This is a genomic window from Pseudomonas sp. lyk4-R2A-10 (assembly GCF_030209075.1).
In the GTDB taxonomy this organism is placed as follows: domain Bacteria; phylum Pseudomonadota; class Gammaproteobacteria; order Pseudomonadales; family Pseudomonadaceae; genus Aquipseudomonas; species Aquipseudomonas glycinae.
On sequence record NZ_JARVSR010000001.1, the window covers coordinates 353,005 to 369,209 of the forward strand.

General features: G+C 61.0%; 12 protein-coding genes and 1 pseudogene. 1 reads left to right on the forward strand and 12 read right to left on the reverse strand.

Translation table 11 applies throughout. The features are described 5' to 3' along the window. Positions 1-30 precede the first annotated feature (30 nt). From QRN46_RS01580 to arcD (QRN46_RS01590), 3 genes are all read right to left on the reverse strand, one after another. Positions 31-1,041, reverse strand: a complete 1,011-nt coding sequence (locus QRN46_RS01580; protein ID WP_201816234.1) for an ornithine carbamoyltransferase — start codon at positions 1,039-1,041, stop codon at positions 31-33. Between the two features lie 69 nt (positions 1,042-1,110). Beyond that, a complete protein-coding gene (gene arcA, locus QRN46_RS01585; RefSeq protein ID WP_011335625.1) occupies positions 1,111-2,367 on the reverse strand; it encodes an arginine deiminase in 1,257 nt (418 codons plus the stop codon). Positions 2,368-2,401: 34 nt separating this feature from the next. Further along, positions 2,402-3,829, reverse strand: a complete 1,428-nt coding sequence (gene arcD, locus QRN46_RS01590) for an arginine-ornithine antiporter (protein ID WP_011335624.1) — start codon at positions 3,827-3,829, stop codon at positions 2,402-2,404. Positions 3,830-4,277: 448 nt separating this feature from the next. Between arcD (QRN46_RS01590) and arcD (QRN46_RS01595) the strand changes: the two genes are divergently transcribed. Further along, positions 4,278-5,705, forward strand: coding sequence for an arginine-ornithine antiporter (gene arcD, locus QRN46_RS01595; RefSeq protein WP_285354196.1), 1,428 nt, complete (start codon positions 4,278-4,280; stop codon positions 5,703-5,705). A 74-nt stretch (positions 5,706-5,779) separates the two neighbouring features. On the opposite strand, the gene QRN46_RS01600 is transcribed toward arcD (QRN46_RS01595), so the two are convergent. From QRN46_RS01600 to gap, 9 genes and pseudogenes are all read right to left on the reverse strand, one after another. After that, positions 5,780-7,126, reverse strand: coding sequence for a CoA transferase (locus QRN46_RS01600; RefSeq protein ID WP_201816217.1), 1,347 nt, complete (start codon positions 7,124-7,126; stop codon positions 5,780-5,782). A 38-nt stretch (positions 7,127-7,164) separates the two neighbouring features. Next, positions 7,165-7,920: a methyl-accepting chemotaxis protein gene (locus QRN46_RS29060; RefSeq protein WP_371320921.1), complete on the reverse strand. Its 756-nt coding sequence runs from the start codon at positions 7,918-7,920 to the stop codon at positions 7,165-7,167. A 102-nt stretch (positions 7,921-8,022) separates the two neighbouring features. Then, positions 8,023-9,381, reverse strand: a pseudogene (locus tag QRN46_RS29065) (methyl-accepting chemotaxis protein); the annotation flags it as partial. 102 nt (positions 9,382-9,483) lie between these two features. Beyond that, a complete protein-coding gene (locus tag QRN46_RS01610) occupies positions 9,484-9,879 on the reverse strand; it encodes a YbaN family protein (protein WP_011335620.1) in 396 nt (131 codons plus the stop codon). 91 nt (positions 9,880-9,970) lie between these two features. Next, the gene (locus QRN46_RS01615; RefSeq protein ID WP_011335619.1) at positions 9,971-10,567 is read right to left on the reverse strand and encodes a biliverdin-producing heme oxygenase; all 597 of its coding nucleotides are present in this window, start codon (positions 10,565-10,567) and stop codon (positions 9,971-9,973) included. 109 nt (positions 10,568-10,676) lie between these two features. Beyond that, positions 10,677-13,262, reverse strand: a complete 2,586-nt coding sequence (locus tag QRN46_RS01620) for a TonB-dependent receptor (RefSeq protein ID WP_285354197.1) — start codon at positions 13,260-13,262, stop codon at positions 10,677-10,679. A gap of 122 nt (positions 13,263-13,384) precedes the next feature. Beyond that, positions 13,385-14,350: a FecR family protein gene (locus QRN46_RS01625; RefSeq protein ID WP_011335617.1), complete on the reverse strand. Its 966-nt coding sequence runs from the start codon at positions 14,348-14,350 to the stop codon at positions 13,385-13,387. 124 nt (positions 14,351-14,474) lie between these two features. Beyond that, positions 14,475-14,993, reverse strand: a complete 519-nt coding sequence (locus QRN46_RS01630) for an RNA polymerase sigma factor (protein WP_201816208.1) — start codon at positions 14,991-14,993, stop codon at positions 14,475-14,477. 119 nt (positions 14,994-15,112) lie between these two features. Beyond that, complete coding sequence (gene gap / locus QRN46_RS01635; protein ID WP_085689348.1) at positions 15,113-16,114, reverse strand: type I glyceraldehyde-3-phosphate dehydrogenase; 1,002 nt, start codon at positions 16,112-16,114, stop codon at positions 15,113-15,115. Positions 16,115-16,205: the final 91 nt, after the last annotated feature.

Here is a 16,205-nt window from a genome sequence, read left to right on the forward strand (position 1 = left end):
TCGGCGACGCCCGCAGGTCAGGGTCAACGCTTACAGATCAGCCAGGGTCGACACCAGAATCGCCTTGATGGTGTGCATGCGGTTTTCCGCTTGCTCGAAGGCGATGCAGGCCGGCGACTCGAACACGTCGTCGGTCACTTCGATGCCGTTGGCCAGGTGCGGATACTGTTCGGCGATCTGTTTGCCGACCTTGGTATCGCTGTTGTGGAACGCCGGCAGGCAGTGCATGAACTTGGTGCGCGGGTTGCCGGTGGCTTTCATCAGCTCGGCGTTGACCTGATACGGCAGCAGTTGCTGGATACGCTCGGCCCAGGCTTCCACCGGCTCGCCCATCGATACCCAGACGTCGGTGTGGATGAAGTCCACGCCTTTGACCGCCGCTTTCGGGTCTTCGGTCAGGGTGATGCGGGCGCCGCTTTCCTCTGCGTATTTTTTGCAGCGATCGACCAGATCGTCGTGCGGCCACAGGGCTTTCGGCGCGCAGATGCGCACATCCATGCCGAGTTTGGCGCCGATCAGCAGCAGCGAGTTGCCCATGTTGTTGCGCGCGTCGCCCAGGTAGGCGTAGCTGATCTCGTGGATCGGCTTGTCGGCGTGCTCACGCATGGTCAGCACGTCGGCGATCATCTGCGTTGGGTGATACTCATCGGTCAGGCCGTTGAACACCGGTACGCCGGCGAACTTGGCCAGCTCTTCGACGATTTCCTGCTTGAAGCCACGGTACTCGATGGCGTCGTACATGCGCCCCAGAACGCGGGCGGTGTCCTTCATGCTTTCCTTGTGGCCGATCTGCGAGGAGTTCGGGTCGATGTAGGTGACGTTGGCGCCCTGGTCATAAGCGGCGACTTCGAACGCGCAGCGGGTGCGGGTCGAGGTTTTTTCGAAGATCAGGGCGATGTTGTTGCCCTTCAGGTGTTGCTGCTCGGTGCCGGTGTACTTGGCGCGCTTCAGGTCGCGGGACAGGTCGAGCAGGTAGCGCAGCTCACGTGGGGTGTGGTGTTCCAGGCTGAGCAGGTTACGGTTGTGAATGTTGAACGCCATGATGATTCTCCTTGGATTCGGTAATCGGCCCGGCCGCGACAGGGTCAGTGCGGCCGGGGAGATGGTCGTTTAGTAATCGATAGGGTCGCGGATGATCGGGCAAGTCATGCAGTGGCCGCCGCCACGGCCGCGACCGAGTTCGCCGGCGCTGATGGTGATGACCTCGACCCCGGCCTTGCGCAGCAGGGTGTTGGTGTAAGTGTTGCGGTCGTAGCCGATGACCACGCCCGGCTCCACGGCCACCACGTTGTTGCCGTCGTCCCATTGCTCGCGTTCGGCGGCGAAGCTGTTGCCGCCGGTTTCGACGACGCGCAGTTTCGGCAGGTTGAGGGCTTTGGCCACGACGTCGAGGAACGTGCCTTCTTCGCGACGGATGTCGATGCCGCCCTGTTTGCTTTCGTCAGGGCGCAGGGTGAAGGCGACGATCTGGTTGACCACTTCCGGGAAGATCGTGACGAGGTCGCGGTCGCAGAAGCTGAACACGGTATCGAGGTGCATCGCGGCGCGAGACTTCGGCAGGCCGGCGACGATGACTTTTTCCACGGCCTTGTTCTTGAACAGGTTCAGCGCCAGTTGGCCGATGGCCTGACGCGACGAGCGCTCGCCCATACCGATCAGCACCACGCCGTTGCCGATTGGCATGACGTCGCCGCCTTCGAGGGTCGAGCTGCCGTGATCCTTGTCCGGGTCGCCGTACCAGATCTCGAAATCGGCGTTGGTGAACTGCGGATGGAATTTGTAGATGGCGGTGGTCAGCAAGGTCTCCTGACGACGCGCCGGCCAGTACATCGGGTTCAGCGTCACGCCACCGTAAATCCAGCAGGTGGTGTCGCGGGTGAACTGGGTGTTCGGCAGCGGCGGCAGAATGAAACTGGAGTGGCCGAGGAAGTCGCGGAACATCTGGATGGTCTTGCCACCGAAGCTGTCCGGCAGGTCATCGGCGGACACGCCGCCAATCAGGAATTCGGCGATGTGTCGCGGCTCCAGGCTTTTCAGCCAGGATTTGACTTCGTTGATCAGGCCCAGGCCCACCGAGTCGGCGGTGACCTTGCGCTCGAGGATCCAGTCCAGCGCTTCGGGGTTGCCGACGATGTCGGTCAGCAGGTTGTGCATTTCCAGCACGTCGATTCCGCGCTCACGCATCTTGGTCACGAAGTCGAAGTGGTCGCGCTTGGCCTGAGCGACCCACAGCACGTCGTCGAACAGCAGTTCATCGCAGTTGTTCGGGGTCAGCCGCTGATGGGCCAGACCTGGGGAGCAAACCATGACTTTGCGCAGTTTGCCGGCTTCGGAATGGACGCCGTACTTAGCTTTTTCCGTGGTCATTTCGGTGATCCTCCAGAGTGAAAACGTTGGGCAATTACAGAGTCAGGAAGCCGTCATACAGTCCGTAGGCAGCCACCAGGGCGCCCACGACCACTGCGGCGAAAATCAGCTTCTCGACGTTGGTGAAAACCGGTTGTTTGAGTTCGAGCTTGGCCTTGGCGAACAGGATCGCGCCGGGGGCATAGAGCAGGGCCGAGAGCAGCAGGTACTTCACGCCACCGGCGTAGAGCAGCCACACCGCATAGATCAGGGCGATGGCGCCGATGATCAGGTCCTTGCGCCGTTCGGCCGCGAAGCCTTCGTAGCTTTCGCCGCGCACCGCCAGCAGCAGGGCGTAGGCCGCCGACCACAGGTACGGCACCAGAATCATCGAAGTGGCGAGGTAGATCAGCGACAGGTAAGTGCTGGCCGAAAACAGAGTGATGATCAGGAACAGCTGCACCATCGCGTTGGTCAGCCACAGGGCGTTGACCGGCACGTGGTTGGCGTTTTCCTTGCGCAGGAACTCCGGCATGGTGTGGTCTTTGGCAGCGGCGAACATGATCTCCGCACACAGCAGCACCCACGACAGCAACGCCCCCAGCAGCGAGATGATCAGACCGACGCTGATCAGCACCGCGCCCCAGTGACCGACCACGTGTTCCAGCACGGCGGCCATCGACGGGTTCTGCAGTTTTGCCAGTTCCGGCTGAGTCATGATGCCCAGCGACAGCACGTTCACCAGCACCAGGAACAGCAGCACGGTGATGAAACCGATCACGGTCGCCTTGCCGACGTCCGAACGTTTTTCCGCCCGGGCCGAGAAGATGCTCGCGCCTTCGATGCCGATGAACACCCACACGGTGACCAGCATCATGTTGCGCACCTGGTTCATCACGCTGCCCAGATCCGGGTTTTTCACGCCCCAGATATCGGCGGTGAAGATGTCCAGTTTGAAGGCGAAGATCGCGATCAATACGAACAGCAGCAGCGGCACGACCTTGGCGACGGTGGTCACGAGGTTGATGAACGCCGCTTCCTTGATCCCGCGCAGTACCAGAAAGTGCACGCCCCACAGCAGGACAGAGGCGCCGATCACGGCTGCAACGGTGTTGCCCTCCCCAAAAATCGGAAAAAAATACCCGAGAGTGCTGAACAGCAGAACGAAGTAACCGACGTTGCCCAGCCAGGCACTGATCCAGTAACCCCAGGCCGAAGAGAAACCCATGTAATCGCCGAAACCGGCCTTGGCGTAGGCGTAGACACCGCCGTCCAGGTCAGGCTTGCGATTGGCCAGGGTTTGGAAGACGAAAGCGAGGGTGAGCATGCCGACAGCGGTGATGGCCCAGCCAATCAGTACCGCGCCGACATCGGCACTGGCGGCCATGTTTTGTGGCAAAGAGAATATCCCGCCACCGATCATTGAGCCGACTACCAACGCGACCAGTGCACCTAGTCGTAGTTTTCCGGGAGCTTCAGACATTGCATGACTCCATTGCAGGAGAGAAGAGTTCACAGCGTAGTTCTGTTGGCTTTTCAAACAGCTGACTTAGATCAGTGCATGGTCACATTCCATTGTTAATGAATGACTTATGAAACGTCTGATGGCATACGGCTTCTGCGTGTAAAGCCTGTCCTAGAGGCTTTCGGCATATATAGTTGGGAACTTTTCCTATTACTTTCGAGTTATCACGCTAGTCCGTTTTCAAGGTTTGGCAAATTTTTCGCCTCTGTTTCCAGTACAGAATCGAATTATCAGGATTCGCACACAAAATTGCCTATCCGTGCTAGGCATTAGTGCCATCCGCTATATATAAAAGACGTTGATTGGCGTTATTCAATAAACGTACTTACGCTCTAACCGTTTGGTTAATACCGGTTACATGACCATGGGCGGCCAATGCCGACCTCGGGAACCTGGAGACGCTGGAATGTCGCAACCGACGCAAAAACTGCGCCTTGGCGCACTGATCGCCCTGGTGGTGGGTTCGATGATTGGCGGGGGGATTTTTTCCTTGCCGCAAAACATGGCAGCCCGGGCCGATGCCGGCGCCATCCTGATCGGCTGGGGCATCACGGCGATCGGCATGCTCACCCTGGCGTTCGTGTTCCAGACTTTGGCCAATCGCAAGCCGGAACTGGACTCCGGCGTGTATGCCTACGCCAAGGCCGGGTTCGGCGATTACATGGGCTTTTCTTCCGCGTGGGGTTACTGGATCAGCGCCTGGCTGGGCAACGTCGGGTATTTCGTGTTGCTGTTCAGCACCCTCGGCTACTTCTTTCCGGTATTCGGCCAGGGCAATACGCCGATTGCGATTGGCTGCGCTTCGGTGTTGCTGTGGGCCGTGCACTTTCTGGTGATGCGCGGGATCAAGGAAGCCGCGCTGATCAATCAGTTGACCACCGTGGCCAAGATCATTCCGCTGATCATGTTCGTGGTTATCGCCGCCGTGGCGTTCAAGGCCGATATTTTTACCCGCGACATATGGGGCCGCAGCAACCCGAATTTCGGTGGCGTGATGGATCAGGTGCGCAACATGATGCTGGTCACGGTGTTCGTGTTCATCGGTATCGAAGGCGCCAGCGTTTACTCGGCTCGGGCGGAGAAGCGCACCGATGTGGGCCGTGCCACGGTGATCGGTTTCATCGGTGTGCTGGCGCTGCTGGTGCTGGTCAATGTGTTGTCGCTGGGGATCATGAGCCAGCCGGAACTGGCGACCTTGCAGAATCCGTCGCTGGCCGCCGTACTGGAACATATTGTCGGGCCATGGGGTGCGCTGCTGATCAGCGTGGGCCTGGCCATTTCATTGCTCGGTGCGTTGTTGTCGTGGGCGCTGTTGTGCGCCGAGATCCTGTTCGCCACTGCCAAGGACAACACGATGCCGGCGTTCCTGAAAAAGGAAAACGCCAACCATGTGCCGGTCAATGCGTTGTGGCTGACCAACGTGATGATCCAGATTTTCCTGCTGATCACGCTGTTTTCCGCCGGTACTTACACCAGCCTGATTTACCTCGCCTCGTCGATGATTCTGGTGCCGTATCTGTGGTCGGCAGCCTACGCCGTGTTACTCAGCGGACGGGGTGAGACCTATGAACATGCCTCCGCCGAACGTACCAAGGATCTGCTGATCGGCGGTATCGCGCTGTGCTACGCGGTGTGGCTGTTGTATGCCGGCGGGGTGAAATACCTGCTGCTGTCGGCGCTGTTGTATGCGCCGGGCGTGATCCTGTTCGCCAAGGCCAAGCATGAGCAGGGCGAGCCGTTGTTCACCACGCTCGAGAAGGGGATTTTCACCTGCGTCATCGCCGGGGCCGGGCTTGCGGCCTACGGGTTGTACAGCGGCGTGTTGTCCCTGTGAGATTGCGGCTCGACTTTCAGGGGCCTTACGACTGGCCGGCGATGCTCGGGTTTCTCGCGAAAACGGTGGAGAGGTCACCACTGCGCCCGATGTGAACCCAATTCAGTTGCCGGCAAAGTCCACTGCAACGGCGTTCCAGCAATACGCAGCGGCGCCTGAAGCCGATGTGCCGGCCCCCATGGTGTCTGCTCCAAGCTCAAGCTCTGATCCTGTGGATATTCCGGAAGCAACGCCTGGTCAGTCCCCGGTCCATGCTCAATCAACAACTTCGCCGTCCGCGCCAGCGACAACCGCGCCGATCCACCTCGACCACTGCGTAACCGTTCAGCCAGCAACCGAATCACACTCGCCGCCATCAGATACCCCGTCGCATGATCCAGCGCCTGCACCGGCAGCGGTGTCGGTTTGTCCGCCTGCTTCCAGCGCTGCCCGGCCTCGGCGATTCCGCTGCTCATCTGCACCAGACTGTCGAAGCCCCGACGGTTCTGCCACGGGCCGCTCCAGCCGTAGGCGTTGAGGCAAACGTCGATCAGCCCCGGCGCCAGTTGTCGGCGGCGTTCGACGCCGAAGCCGAGATGTTCAAGGGCGTCGGCGCGATAGCCGTGCAGCAGAATGTCGGCATCCTTGAGCAGGCTTTCGAACACTGTGCGATCTGCCGGCACATGCAGATCCAGTCGCGCACAACGTTTGCCGAGGGTCACTTCCGGCACCACGCCGGGTTCGTTCCAGGTCGGCGGGTCGATGCGCAGCACGTTGGCGCCGAGCCCCGCGAGGAAGCGGCTGGCGGTCGGGCCGGCCAGTACGCGGGTCAGATCGAGCACCTTGAGCCCGGCCAATGGCCGCGCCACCGAGCCTTGCCAGGGTTGATGACTTTCTTCTTTCCCGTCACTGAAATGCACCAAGGGTTCGGCATTCACCGCCAACCCTTGGGGATGTTTCTGCCACTGTTCCCAGCTGCGCATCTCAGCCGCACAACCCTTGGCCTCGACCACCGCTTGCTCCAGATCGGCACTGGCCCATTGCGCGACTTTCGCCGCCATCGCTGCGCGGTCTGCACAGGCGCCGAGCACGCGTTCAGCAGCGGCGCGGTGATGCGGGGCGTTGGTGTGCAGGCGGATCCAGCCGTCTTTGGTCGCATAGTCGCCGGCCACCGGATCCCACAGCGGCGGCACTTCCCAGCCGATGGGTCGTAGCGAGGTGGCGAACCAGAACGAGGCGAGGCGACGGTCGACTTCTACGCCGGGCAAGTGACCGGTCTGCTGCTGAAGGAGTTCGGCGACTGCCTGCCCGGCAGCGGCAATGCTCGCGCAGGCAAGGTCAGTAACGGCAAACGCCGAGGGCAGGGCGCCCTCGCCGGTGAACGGAATCGGCGTGGGGGACAAGCCGAGTGCGGCTTGAATGGACGTGAGCAGATCAGTCATCGAAGGCCCTCCGGAAGAGGGCCTGATCATAGATCAAATCAGACGCGGAACTGATCCATCAATTTCATCTGCTGGCTGGCCAGGGCGTTGAGCTGGCTGCTGATCGCCGCCGATTCGGTGGCCTGTTCGGTCAGGGTTTCGGTGACGGTGCGGATCGCCGAGACGTTGCGGTTGACCTCTTCGGCCACCGCGCTCTGCTGTTCGGCGGCGCTGGCGATCTGCAGGTTCATGTCGCTGATCACGGTGACCGCGTCGCTGATCTTGCCGAGGGCGTCCACGGCCTGGCGGATCTGCCCGGCGTTGTTGTGAGCCTGGGTCTGGCTCGAGTGCATGGTCGCGACCACGCCACGGGTGCCGGTCTGGATGCGTTCGATGACCACGCGGATTTCTTCCACCGAATCCTGAGTGCGCTTGGCGAGGTTACGGACTTCGTCGGCCACCACCGCAAAACCACGACCGCTTTCACCGGCACGGGCCGCTTCGATCGCGGCGTTCAGTGCCAGCAGGTTGGTCTGTTCAGCGATGCTGCGGATCACTTCCAGCACCGAACCGATCTGCTCGCTGTTGACTGCCAGCTCTTCGACTTCGGTCACCGCTTTGCTGACTTCGTCCGCCAGTTGATTGATGTCGCGGGTGCTGCGCTCGATGATCGACATGCCGTCCTTGGCCGACTGGTCGGCGCCTTTCGCCGCGTTGGCCGCATTCGAGGCGCTGTTGGCCACGTCGTGGGCGGTGGCGCTCATCTCGTTGGAGGCGGTTGCCACCTGATCGATCTCGCGGAACTGCACCTGCATGCCTTCGCTGGTCTGGCGGGCGATTTCCGACGATTGATCGGCGGTGCCACGGGCCTCGGTGATGCTCTGTTTGATCTGGGCGATGGTCGGTTGCAGCTTGTCGAGGAAGCGGTTGAACCAGTTCACCAGTTCGCCCAGTTCGTCTTTCTTGGTGTAGTTCAGGCGCTGGGTCAGGTCGCCTTCGCCGCTGGCGATGTTCTTCAGCATTTCGGCGACGCTGTTGATCGGGCGGGTCACGCCGGAGGCGGTGAGCCAGATCAGCAGCAGACCGATCAGGCCGGCGATCACGGCCACCGCCAACGCGGTAATCATGCCGGTTTGCTGGGCATCGTCGAGCACTGCCTGGAGCTTGACCGAGTCGGCCAGCAGCACTTGTTTCGGCAGGTCGATGACCACGCCCCAGGCCCGGGAGTTGCCAATCGGATCGACCGGGTACACGGCGCGGATCAGGTCGCCCTGTTCGAGAATCTTCGGCGTGCCGGCGCTCAGCAGTTGCAGGATGTCCTTGCCTTCGGCACCGAGGGTTTCGGTGATGCCTTTGCCGACTTTGGTTGCGTCGGTGCTGTAGGCGCCCAGCACGCCGCTGCCGGAGACGATCAGCATGTGTCCGGCACTGTTGAACAGCTCACGCTGGGAATTGACGGCCGCCGCTTGCAGCGCATCCAGGGCAATGTCGATGCCGACCACGCCGATGGCCTTGCCGTCCACCAGCAACGGTACGGAAATGGTGGTCATGAGCATTTCCTTGCCGCCCACGGTATCGGCGTAAGGATCAAGCAGGCAGGTGCGCTTGTTGTCGCGAGGGCAGGTGTACCAGCTGTTGTAAGGCGTGCCGCTGACGCTGAGGGTGGTCTTGTTCATGTCGTCTTCGACCATGATCGTGTTCAGCGACGGACCCGCAGCACGGCTCCAGTAACTGGCGAAACGCCCCGCCTCGTTGGACTGACGCGCGGCATCGTTGGCGAATTCGCTGTCCTTGCCATCCAGTCCGTTCGGTTCGAACGCCAGCCAGATGCCGAGCACCTTGCTGTTGCGTTCGAAGGCGGTTTTCAGGCTCTGGTTCAACTCTTCACGCAGGGCGCCGGCGTCCAGCGAACGCTTGGCAGCCATGACGCGCATGTCCTTGACCTGGTCGGCCAGGGCGGTGATCACCAGCAGGCTCTCGCCGAAGGTTTTCTGCACTTGCACCGCCTGTTCGGCAGCCTTGGCCTGCAGCAGGTCCTGCACACTGGCGGTGAGCATCTTGCTGCTGGAAGTGCTGACCAGTTCGTCGTTCTGGTTGGTCTGGTAAATATTGATGCCAACGATCAGCGCGACCACACCGAGCAGGCACAGGCCGGACAGCAGGACGATTTTCAGGCGAATGGACAGAGAGTCGAACATGGGACGTTCTCGCGAATGGATGAGCTGTTGGCTAAGAGGCAGGAAGGTGCCCGGTTCGCCAAATCCATTCAGCGCCATTCAATGCTCATCGGCGCGGGGCGGACAGGCATGAATCACAAGCCGACGAGCGGTCGCGGCTAAACGTTTGCGCGGGTAAATACCCTGAAAACAAGGGGAAAATCAGGAAATTTTCGGCAACGCTTCCGGTCGTGACCAGATCCACAGGTTGCCCATCGTCATCCCCACAATCGCCAGATAGATCGGCCAGCCGTGATCGAGCATCACCAGCATCAGCGTGGCGCACAGCAACATGCTGACCGTGGCGCTGACCTTGGCCTTGCGGGCGATGATCTTGCCGTTGCGCCAGTTGCTCAGGATCGGGCCGAACAGACGATGGTTTTCCAGCCAGGCACTCAGGCGCGGCGAACTGCGGGTCGCGGCCCAGGCAGCGAGCAGGATGAACTCGGTGGTCGGCAGGCCGGGCACGACGATGGCGATCAGGCCGATGCCGAGGCTGACATAGGCGAGCAGGCCGAACAGCAGGCGGGCGAGTCGGGAGGCGGCGGGTTGGGGCATGGGCTCAGCGAGAGACTTATGAAGCGGGATGGGAATCTTACAGGCTTATGCAGTTCCCTGTGGAAGCCAGGCTTCCACAGGAATTAAGCAATCAGGCCGGTTCGGCTTCAGTCGAGTAAGCCTGTTCCAGCAACACGGTGAAGCGGTTGAACGCGTCGATCGCGCCTTGCTCCACTTCGGCTTCCTCTTCAGCGCTGAATTGCAGCGAATCGAGGGTGCGTACAAAGCTCTTCCAGCCTTCGGCACGACCGCCTTCAGGTTCGCCCAGATGACGGGCGCCAAAGGTTTCGCTCAGGTCCAGCGCCACCGCGCGTTTGATCAGGAACGCAGCGCCAAGCTTTGAACCCTCGGACACGAAAATCCAGCCGAGGGCGCGGGCCTTGCTCGGGTTTTTCACCGCGCCGGCGACTGGCGCAGGCACTTCGGTGTCGAGGTCGGCGAGGTCGGCCCTGGCGGCTTCGGCGCGGCAGCGGGCCGGCAGGTCAGGGACGATAGCGGTCAGTTCGGCATCGTTGTACAGCGACACCAGCTCCGACTGGAACAGGTATTGCGCAACCACGAAGCGGGCGAAATTGGCGCGGGTCTCGAACGGCGCGTGGGCCTTGACCAGCGCATCGAGCTTGCTGTGCGGCTCGTGGGTGATCTGGTTCAGGCGTTGCGAACGCAGGGCTTTTTCCGGGGTGCTCATGAGATGTCCTTGAAAAGAAGAGGCGCTTGATAACGAGACGTACGGGCAAGCGCCGGACAGTAAAAAAACCTCACGGCGCGGCCATGCGCGCGCCGTGAGGTCATCCGGATCAGATATCCCAGACCAGATTGATCGCGAAGTTGCGACCCGGCTGGGTCAGGCGATCGAGGTTGGCCGGTTGTGTCACCGACGCTTCGCCGACGCTGTCGTAACCGCGCACGTCATCCCACAGCCAGTATTTCTTGTCGGTCAGGTTGTAGATGCCGCCGCTGACGGTGACGTCGTCGGTGACCTTGTAATAACCGGCCAGATCGAGAATGCCGAAGCCCGGAGTCTTGAACTGACTGCTGACCCCGTCCGGCGATTTGAAGTTGCTGTCGTCGACGCGATCCTTCTTCTTGACCACGGTCCAGCTCAGCAGGCCGCCGTAGTTGTCCTGGTCGTAACCGAGGCCGAACACGCCGGTCAGCGGGTTGACGCTGTTCAACGGCTCGCCGTTGTCGTTGTTGCGTCCGTAGGCGTAGGAGATCGAACCCTGGGTATACAGGCCTTGCGGCGCGCCGAAGGAATCGAGGTTCAGACGACCTTTGACTTCGGCACCCTTGATGGTGGCGTGCTTGATGTTGCTCGACTGGAAGGTCAGCTCGTCGTAGCCAGGGGTGACGGCGTCTTCGTTGATGAAGTCGCGGTACTTGTTATAGAACACCGCCACGTCGAACGAGCCTTGCTCGAAGTTGCCGCGCAGGCCGGTTTCATAGCTTTTGCTCTTTTCCGGCTCCAGGTCCGGGTTCGGTGCCACGTTGTAGCCGGTGGTGCTGTTCTCGAAGCGGCCGTACAGGGCTTTCGCGGTCGGGGTGCGGAAGCCTTCGGCGTACTGACCGTACCAGGTGTAGTTTTCGGTCAGGGCGTAGGTCAGGCCGAATTTCGGCGAGACTTTATGCCATGTCTTGTTCGAATCACTGACCGTGCCATTACCGTCGGCGGCCACGGTGTTGAGGAATTCCTGGGTGATGTGCGGCTTGAGCTGGGTGTAGTCGTAGCGCAGGCCCGGCAGGAAGGTCCAGTTGTTCCAGCTGATCTGATCCTGGGCGAACAGGCTGTAGGTGTTGATGGTCGGGTCCGGGAAGTCGCTGGACTTTTTCAGCACGTCGGCTGCGCTGGTAGCGCCGATGGCGGTGCAGCCGCGACCGACCGCCAGGCACTTGCCGTCGCCGCTGCGCGAGCCGGTGACTTTCTGCTGCTTGATCGTGGTGCCGTAGGTCAGCACGTGATCGGTGTCACCGATGGCGAATGCCTTGTCCAGTTGCGCGTCGAAGACCCACTGTTTTTCTTCGTAGATCGTGTCGCGGGTGCGCAGGACTTTACGGGTGATCGGGTAATAGAACTCGTCGGTGCTCTGGTCGGTCTTGGCGGTCTGGTGGTTGAGGCTCCACTTCACGTTGTCCGCCAGCAGGCTGTCGAGCTCGAAGCTGTGCTCCAGGCCGAAACGCTCGCGGGTGATGGTGTCGTTGCCGGTGCGCCACTGGTACATGCCGCCGGGCAGCACGCTGTTCGGGATCGTCGGAGCACCGTTGAAGTACGGGCCGCCGTAGGCGCTTTTCTGATCGGTGTCGCGATCATCCTTGTACTTTTCGTAGGTCAGGCCCAGGCGCGAACCTTCGTTGTAGTTCCAGCCGATCTTGGCCAGCACGTTGGTGGCTTTCACGTCCTCCGGGTTGGCGGCGGTGCGTTCCAGGCCCGTGCCGTTGTTGCTGCCGTAGGAATCGGTTTCATGACCGTCGCGCTGGCTGTAGTGCAGCAAGCCGTCGAACTGGTCGGCGCGACCGGCGACGGTGGCGGATTTCAGCCAGCTCTCGTCGGCGGAGCTGTAGCCGGTTTTCAGGCGGGCGCCGACGTCTTTGCCGGGCTTGATGATGTCGTCCGGGTCGAGGGTGTAGTAGCTGACCGCGCCGCCGATGGCGTTGCTGCCGTACAGCACCGAGGCCGGGCCGCGAAGAATTTCGACGCGTTTGACGATTTCCGGGTCAACGTAATTGCGCTGAGTCTTGGCGTACGGACCATTGAAGAAACCGTCCGGCACTTCGACGCCGTCGACCTGAGTCAGGATGCGGTCGCCGTCGATGCCGCGAATGTTGTAGCCGCTGATCCCGCCACGCTGGCCGGCGCCGCCCACGGATACGCCCGGCTCGTAGCGCACCAGATCCTTGATGGTGTTGACGTTGTTGCGGTCCAGATCCTGACGGGTCTGCACGGTGACGGTGGCCGGCACGCTATTGATCGACTGTTCCTGGCGGGTGGCGCTGATGGTCACCTGATCCAGGTTGAGTGCGCCGCTGCTGGCGCGTTTTTCCAGCACGACGTTGTTGTTGCTCAGTTTGCGGAAGCTCAGGTTGGTCCCCACCAACAGACGCTCCAGGGCTTTTTCCGGTGGCAGCGAACCGCGCACGCCCGGCGACGACACGTCTTGACCCAGTTCCGCCGGCAAACCGACCTGCCAGCCGGTGACCGCGGTGAACGCATTGAGCGCCGACACCAGCGGCTGCTGGGCAATGGCGAACGAGTAATCGCCCATGTTGCGCGTCGGCTGTTCGGTGGCGGCCATCAGCGGCGCGGTGCCGGCCATCAGGATGGCGGCGGTCAGCAGCGACAGCACGCGGGAAGGGGAAGAAGTCTGGCGGGTAAGGCGAGAGGACATCGATAGCGCTCCGTGTCGCACGAATCTTTATAGGTGCTGATTGATCTCGCGAGATGCGAATCAATTGCATTGGCTATAACGAGACGAACGAGCTTTGGCTATCGAGTAAAAATAATTCTCATTTAGTTCAGAATCACCAGCGCTGGGAATTCCTGAAGCTTGGCCGAGGTGATGTGAGCGAGCGAACGCACCACGTCCAGCGGCTGGTCGAGACGGTAATTGCCAGTGACGGCGACGTCGGCTAACTGTTCGTTGGTGTTGATGATGAAGCCCGGATAGTAGCGGCGCAGTTCCGCCAGCACCTGGTTCAGCGGGCAGTTCTCGAAGATCAGCCGACCCTGCACCCACGCCAGATCGGTAGCGGCGTCGACCTTGGCCGGGTGGTCGAAACCGTTCGGGCCGATGCGGATGCTTTCTCCGGCGGACAGCCGCACCCGTGCATCATCACGGGTCGCACGCAGATCGACATCGCCACGCTGCACCCGCACCTGCGCCACGCCGTCGAGATAACGTACGGCGAACGCGGTGTCGCGCACGCTGGCTTTCACCGGGCCGGCGTCGATTTCCAGCGGCTGACTGCGGCTGGCCGGAATCTCGAAAAATGCTTCGCCCTGATACAGCCGCGCGACCCGCTGCTGATCGTTGATCGTGCTGGAGAAGGCGGAGTTAGTGTTGAGCAGGACCTTCGAACCGTCCTCGAGCTGCAAGCGCTGACGCTCGCCGACCACGGTCAGGTGATCGGCCTGCAGACGCATCGGCAGGTCGCTGAAACTGAATAGCCCGAGCAGCAGCACCGCGGCGGTGGCCAGCGGTTTCCAGTGCGGGCGCAGACGTGTGAGGACGGTGACTTTCTTCGGTTTGGCCGCGAGGTTCTGCGCGCACTGGGCGATCTGCGGGCCGTCCCAGATTGCCTGGGCCCTGGCGAACGCCTCGGCATTCAACGGATCGGCCGCCAGCCAGGCATGGAATTGCCGGGTCTGCTCCTCGTCCGGACTGCCGAGCACGATGAGCCAGTCCAGAGCCTGGTCCATTGCGCTGGCGGCGTCCTGCGCCGATGAAGGCGAAGGGGAGCGGTGGGTGTCCGTCACGGTGTTTCCTCGGCAGTGTCTGTGCACGGCTGTTTTTTTAGTGAAGCGTAAAAGTCGGGCAAGGGTAACAAAGCCCGATGATCAGTGCAGTCGATCCTGAGGTTTACAGAAAAGCCCTACGGCATCAGTCGCCATTCAAACGCTCGGCGACACCGATGCAGATGGTCATGATCAGTTTGAGTTCTTTCTGCACCGTGCTGAGAGAGACGCTCAGTTCTTCGGCGATTTCCTGATAGCTGCGCCCGTGCAGACGGCTGAGGATGAAGATTTGTTGTTGGCGGGGGCTGAGTTCACCGAGGCTCACGTTCAGACGCTCCAGCAATTGTTCGGCGTGGGCGGCGTCTTCGGCGCTGCTGGCGGGGGCGGCGACGCTGTGCACCACGTCCTGCGGCACGTCGTCGACCATGGTGCGTGAATGAATCTTGCGCGCACGCAAATGGTCCAGCGCCAGGTTGCGCGCGGTCTGGAAGACAAAGGGTTCAAGGTGATCGATGGCCCGTTCGCCCAGCGCCCGGGTGACGCGCAGGTAGGTTTCCTGCAACAGGTCTTCGGCGGTGCTGTGGTTGTTGACCATCCGTTCCAGGGTCCGCAGCAGCGAGGTGCGCTGGGCGAGGAAGACGTGATTGAAGTGTGATTGACTCACGGGAGGACCTGATCCATTTCGAGCGAATGATAATGCTTATCATCCGCCCGAATGGTCAAGTGTTGATTTGTCAAAGGTGGGTAAAGCTTTTGCCCGCTCTCAAAAGGGCGGCAGCGGTTTTATTCCGCGTTGCACAGCGCCAGGCAGTTATCGAGCATGCGGTTGGAGAAGCCCCACTCGTTGTCGTACCAGGCAAGTACTTTCAGCAGTTTGCCGCTGGCTTTGGTGTGGTTGGCGTCGAAGATCGACGACAGCGGGTTGTGGTTGAAGTCGCTCGAAACCAGCGGCAGAGTGTTGTAGCCAAGGATCTTCGAATGCTGGCTCGCGGCTTTCATCAGTGCATTGACTTCATCGGCCGAGGCTTCGCGCTTCAACTGCACGGTCAGGTCAACCAGTGACACATTGATCACCGGTACGCGCACGGCCATGCCGGTCAGCTTGCCCGCCAGTTCCGGCAGCACCAGGCCCACGGCTTCGGCAGCGCCGGTCTTGCTCGGGATCATGTTCTGGGTGGCGGAGCGCGCTCGGTACGGGTCGGTGTGATAGACGTCGGTCAGGTTCTGGTCGTTGGTGTAGGCATGAATGGTGGTCATCAGACCGCTTTCGATGCCCAACTCGCGGTGCAGCACTTGCGCGACTGGCGCGAGGCAGTTGGTGGTGCACGACGCGTTGGAAATGATCTGGTGCGACTGGCGCAGAATGTCGTGGTTCACACCGTAAACGACGGTGGCATCGGCGCCTTTGGCCGGGGCCGAGATAATCACTTTGCGTGCGCCGGCGGTAATATGCGCAGCGGCTTTGGCCCGGTCGGTGAACAGACCGGTGCATTCGAACACCACATCAATCTTTTCCGCGGCCCATGGCAGGTCGGCCGGGTTGCGGATGGCGCTGACCGAAATGCGGTCGCCGTTGACGGTCAGGCTCTCGTTGTCATGAGCCACTTCGGCGTCGAATGTGCCATGAACGGTGTCGTACTTGAGCAGATGCGCATTGATCGCGCTGTCGCCCAGATCGTTGATGGCGACGATCTGCAAATCCTGACGATAGCCTTGGGTATACAGTGCGCGCAGGACATTACGGCCGATGCGGCCAAAACCATTGATTGCGATTCGAAGAGTCATTGAACAGCGCCGCCGTCGTTTTGTTGTTGGAATTACAAGATTATTCGCATAAAAATAGAAAACAAGCCTTTTTAGTGGCAATATTTTGTTT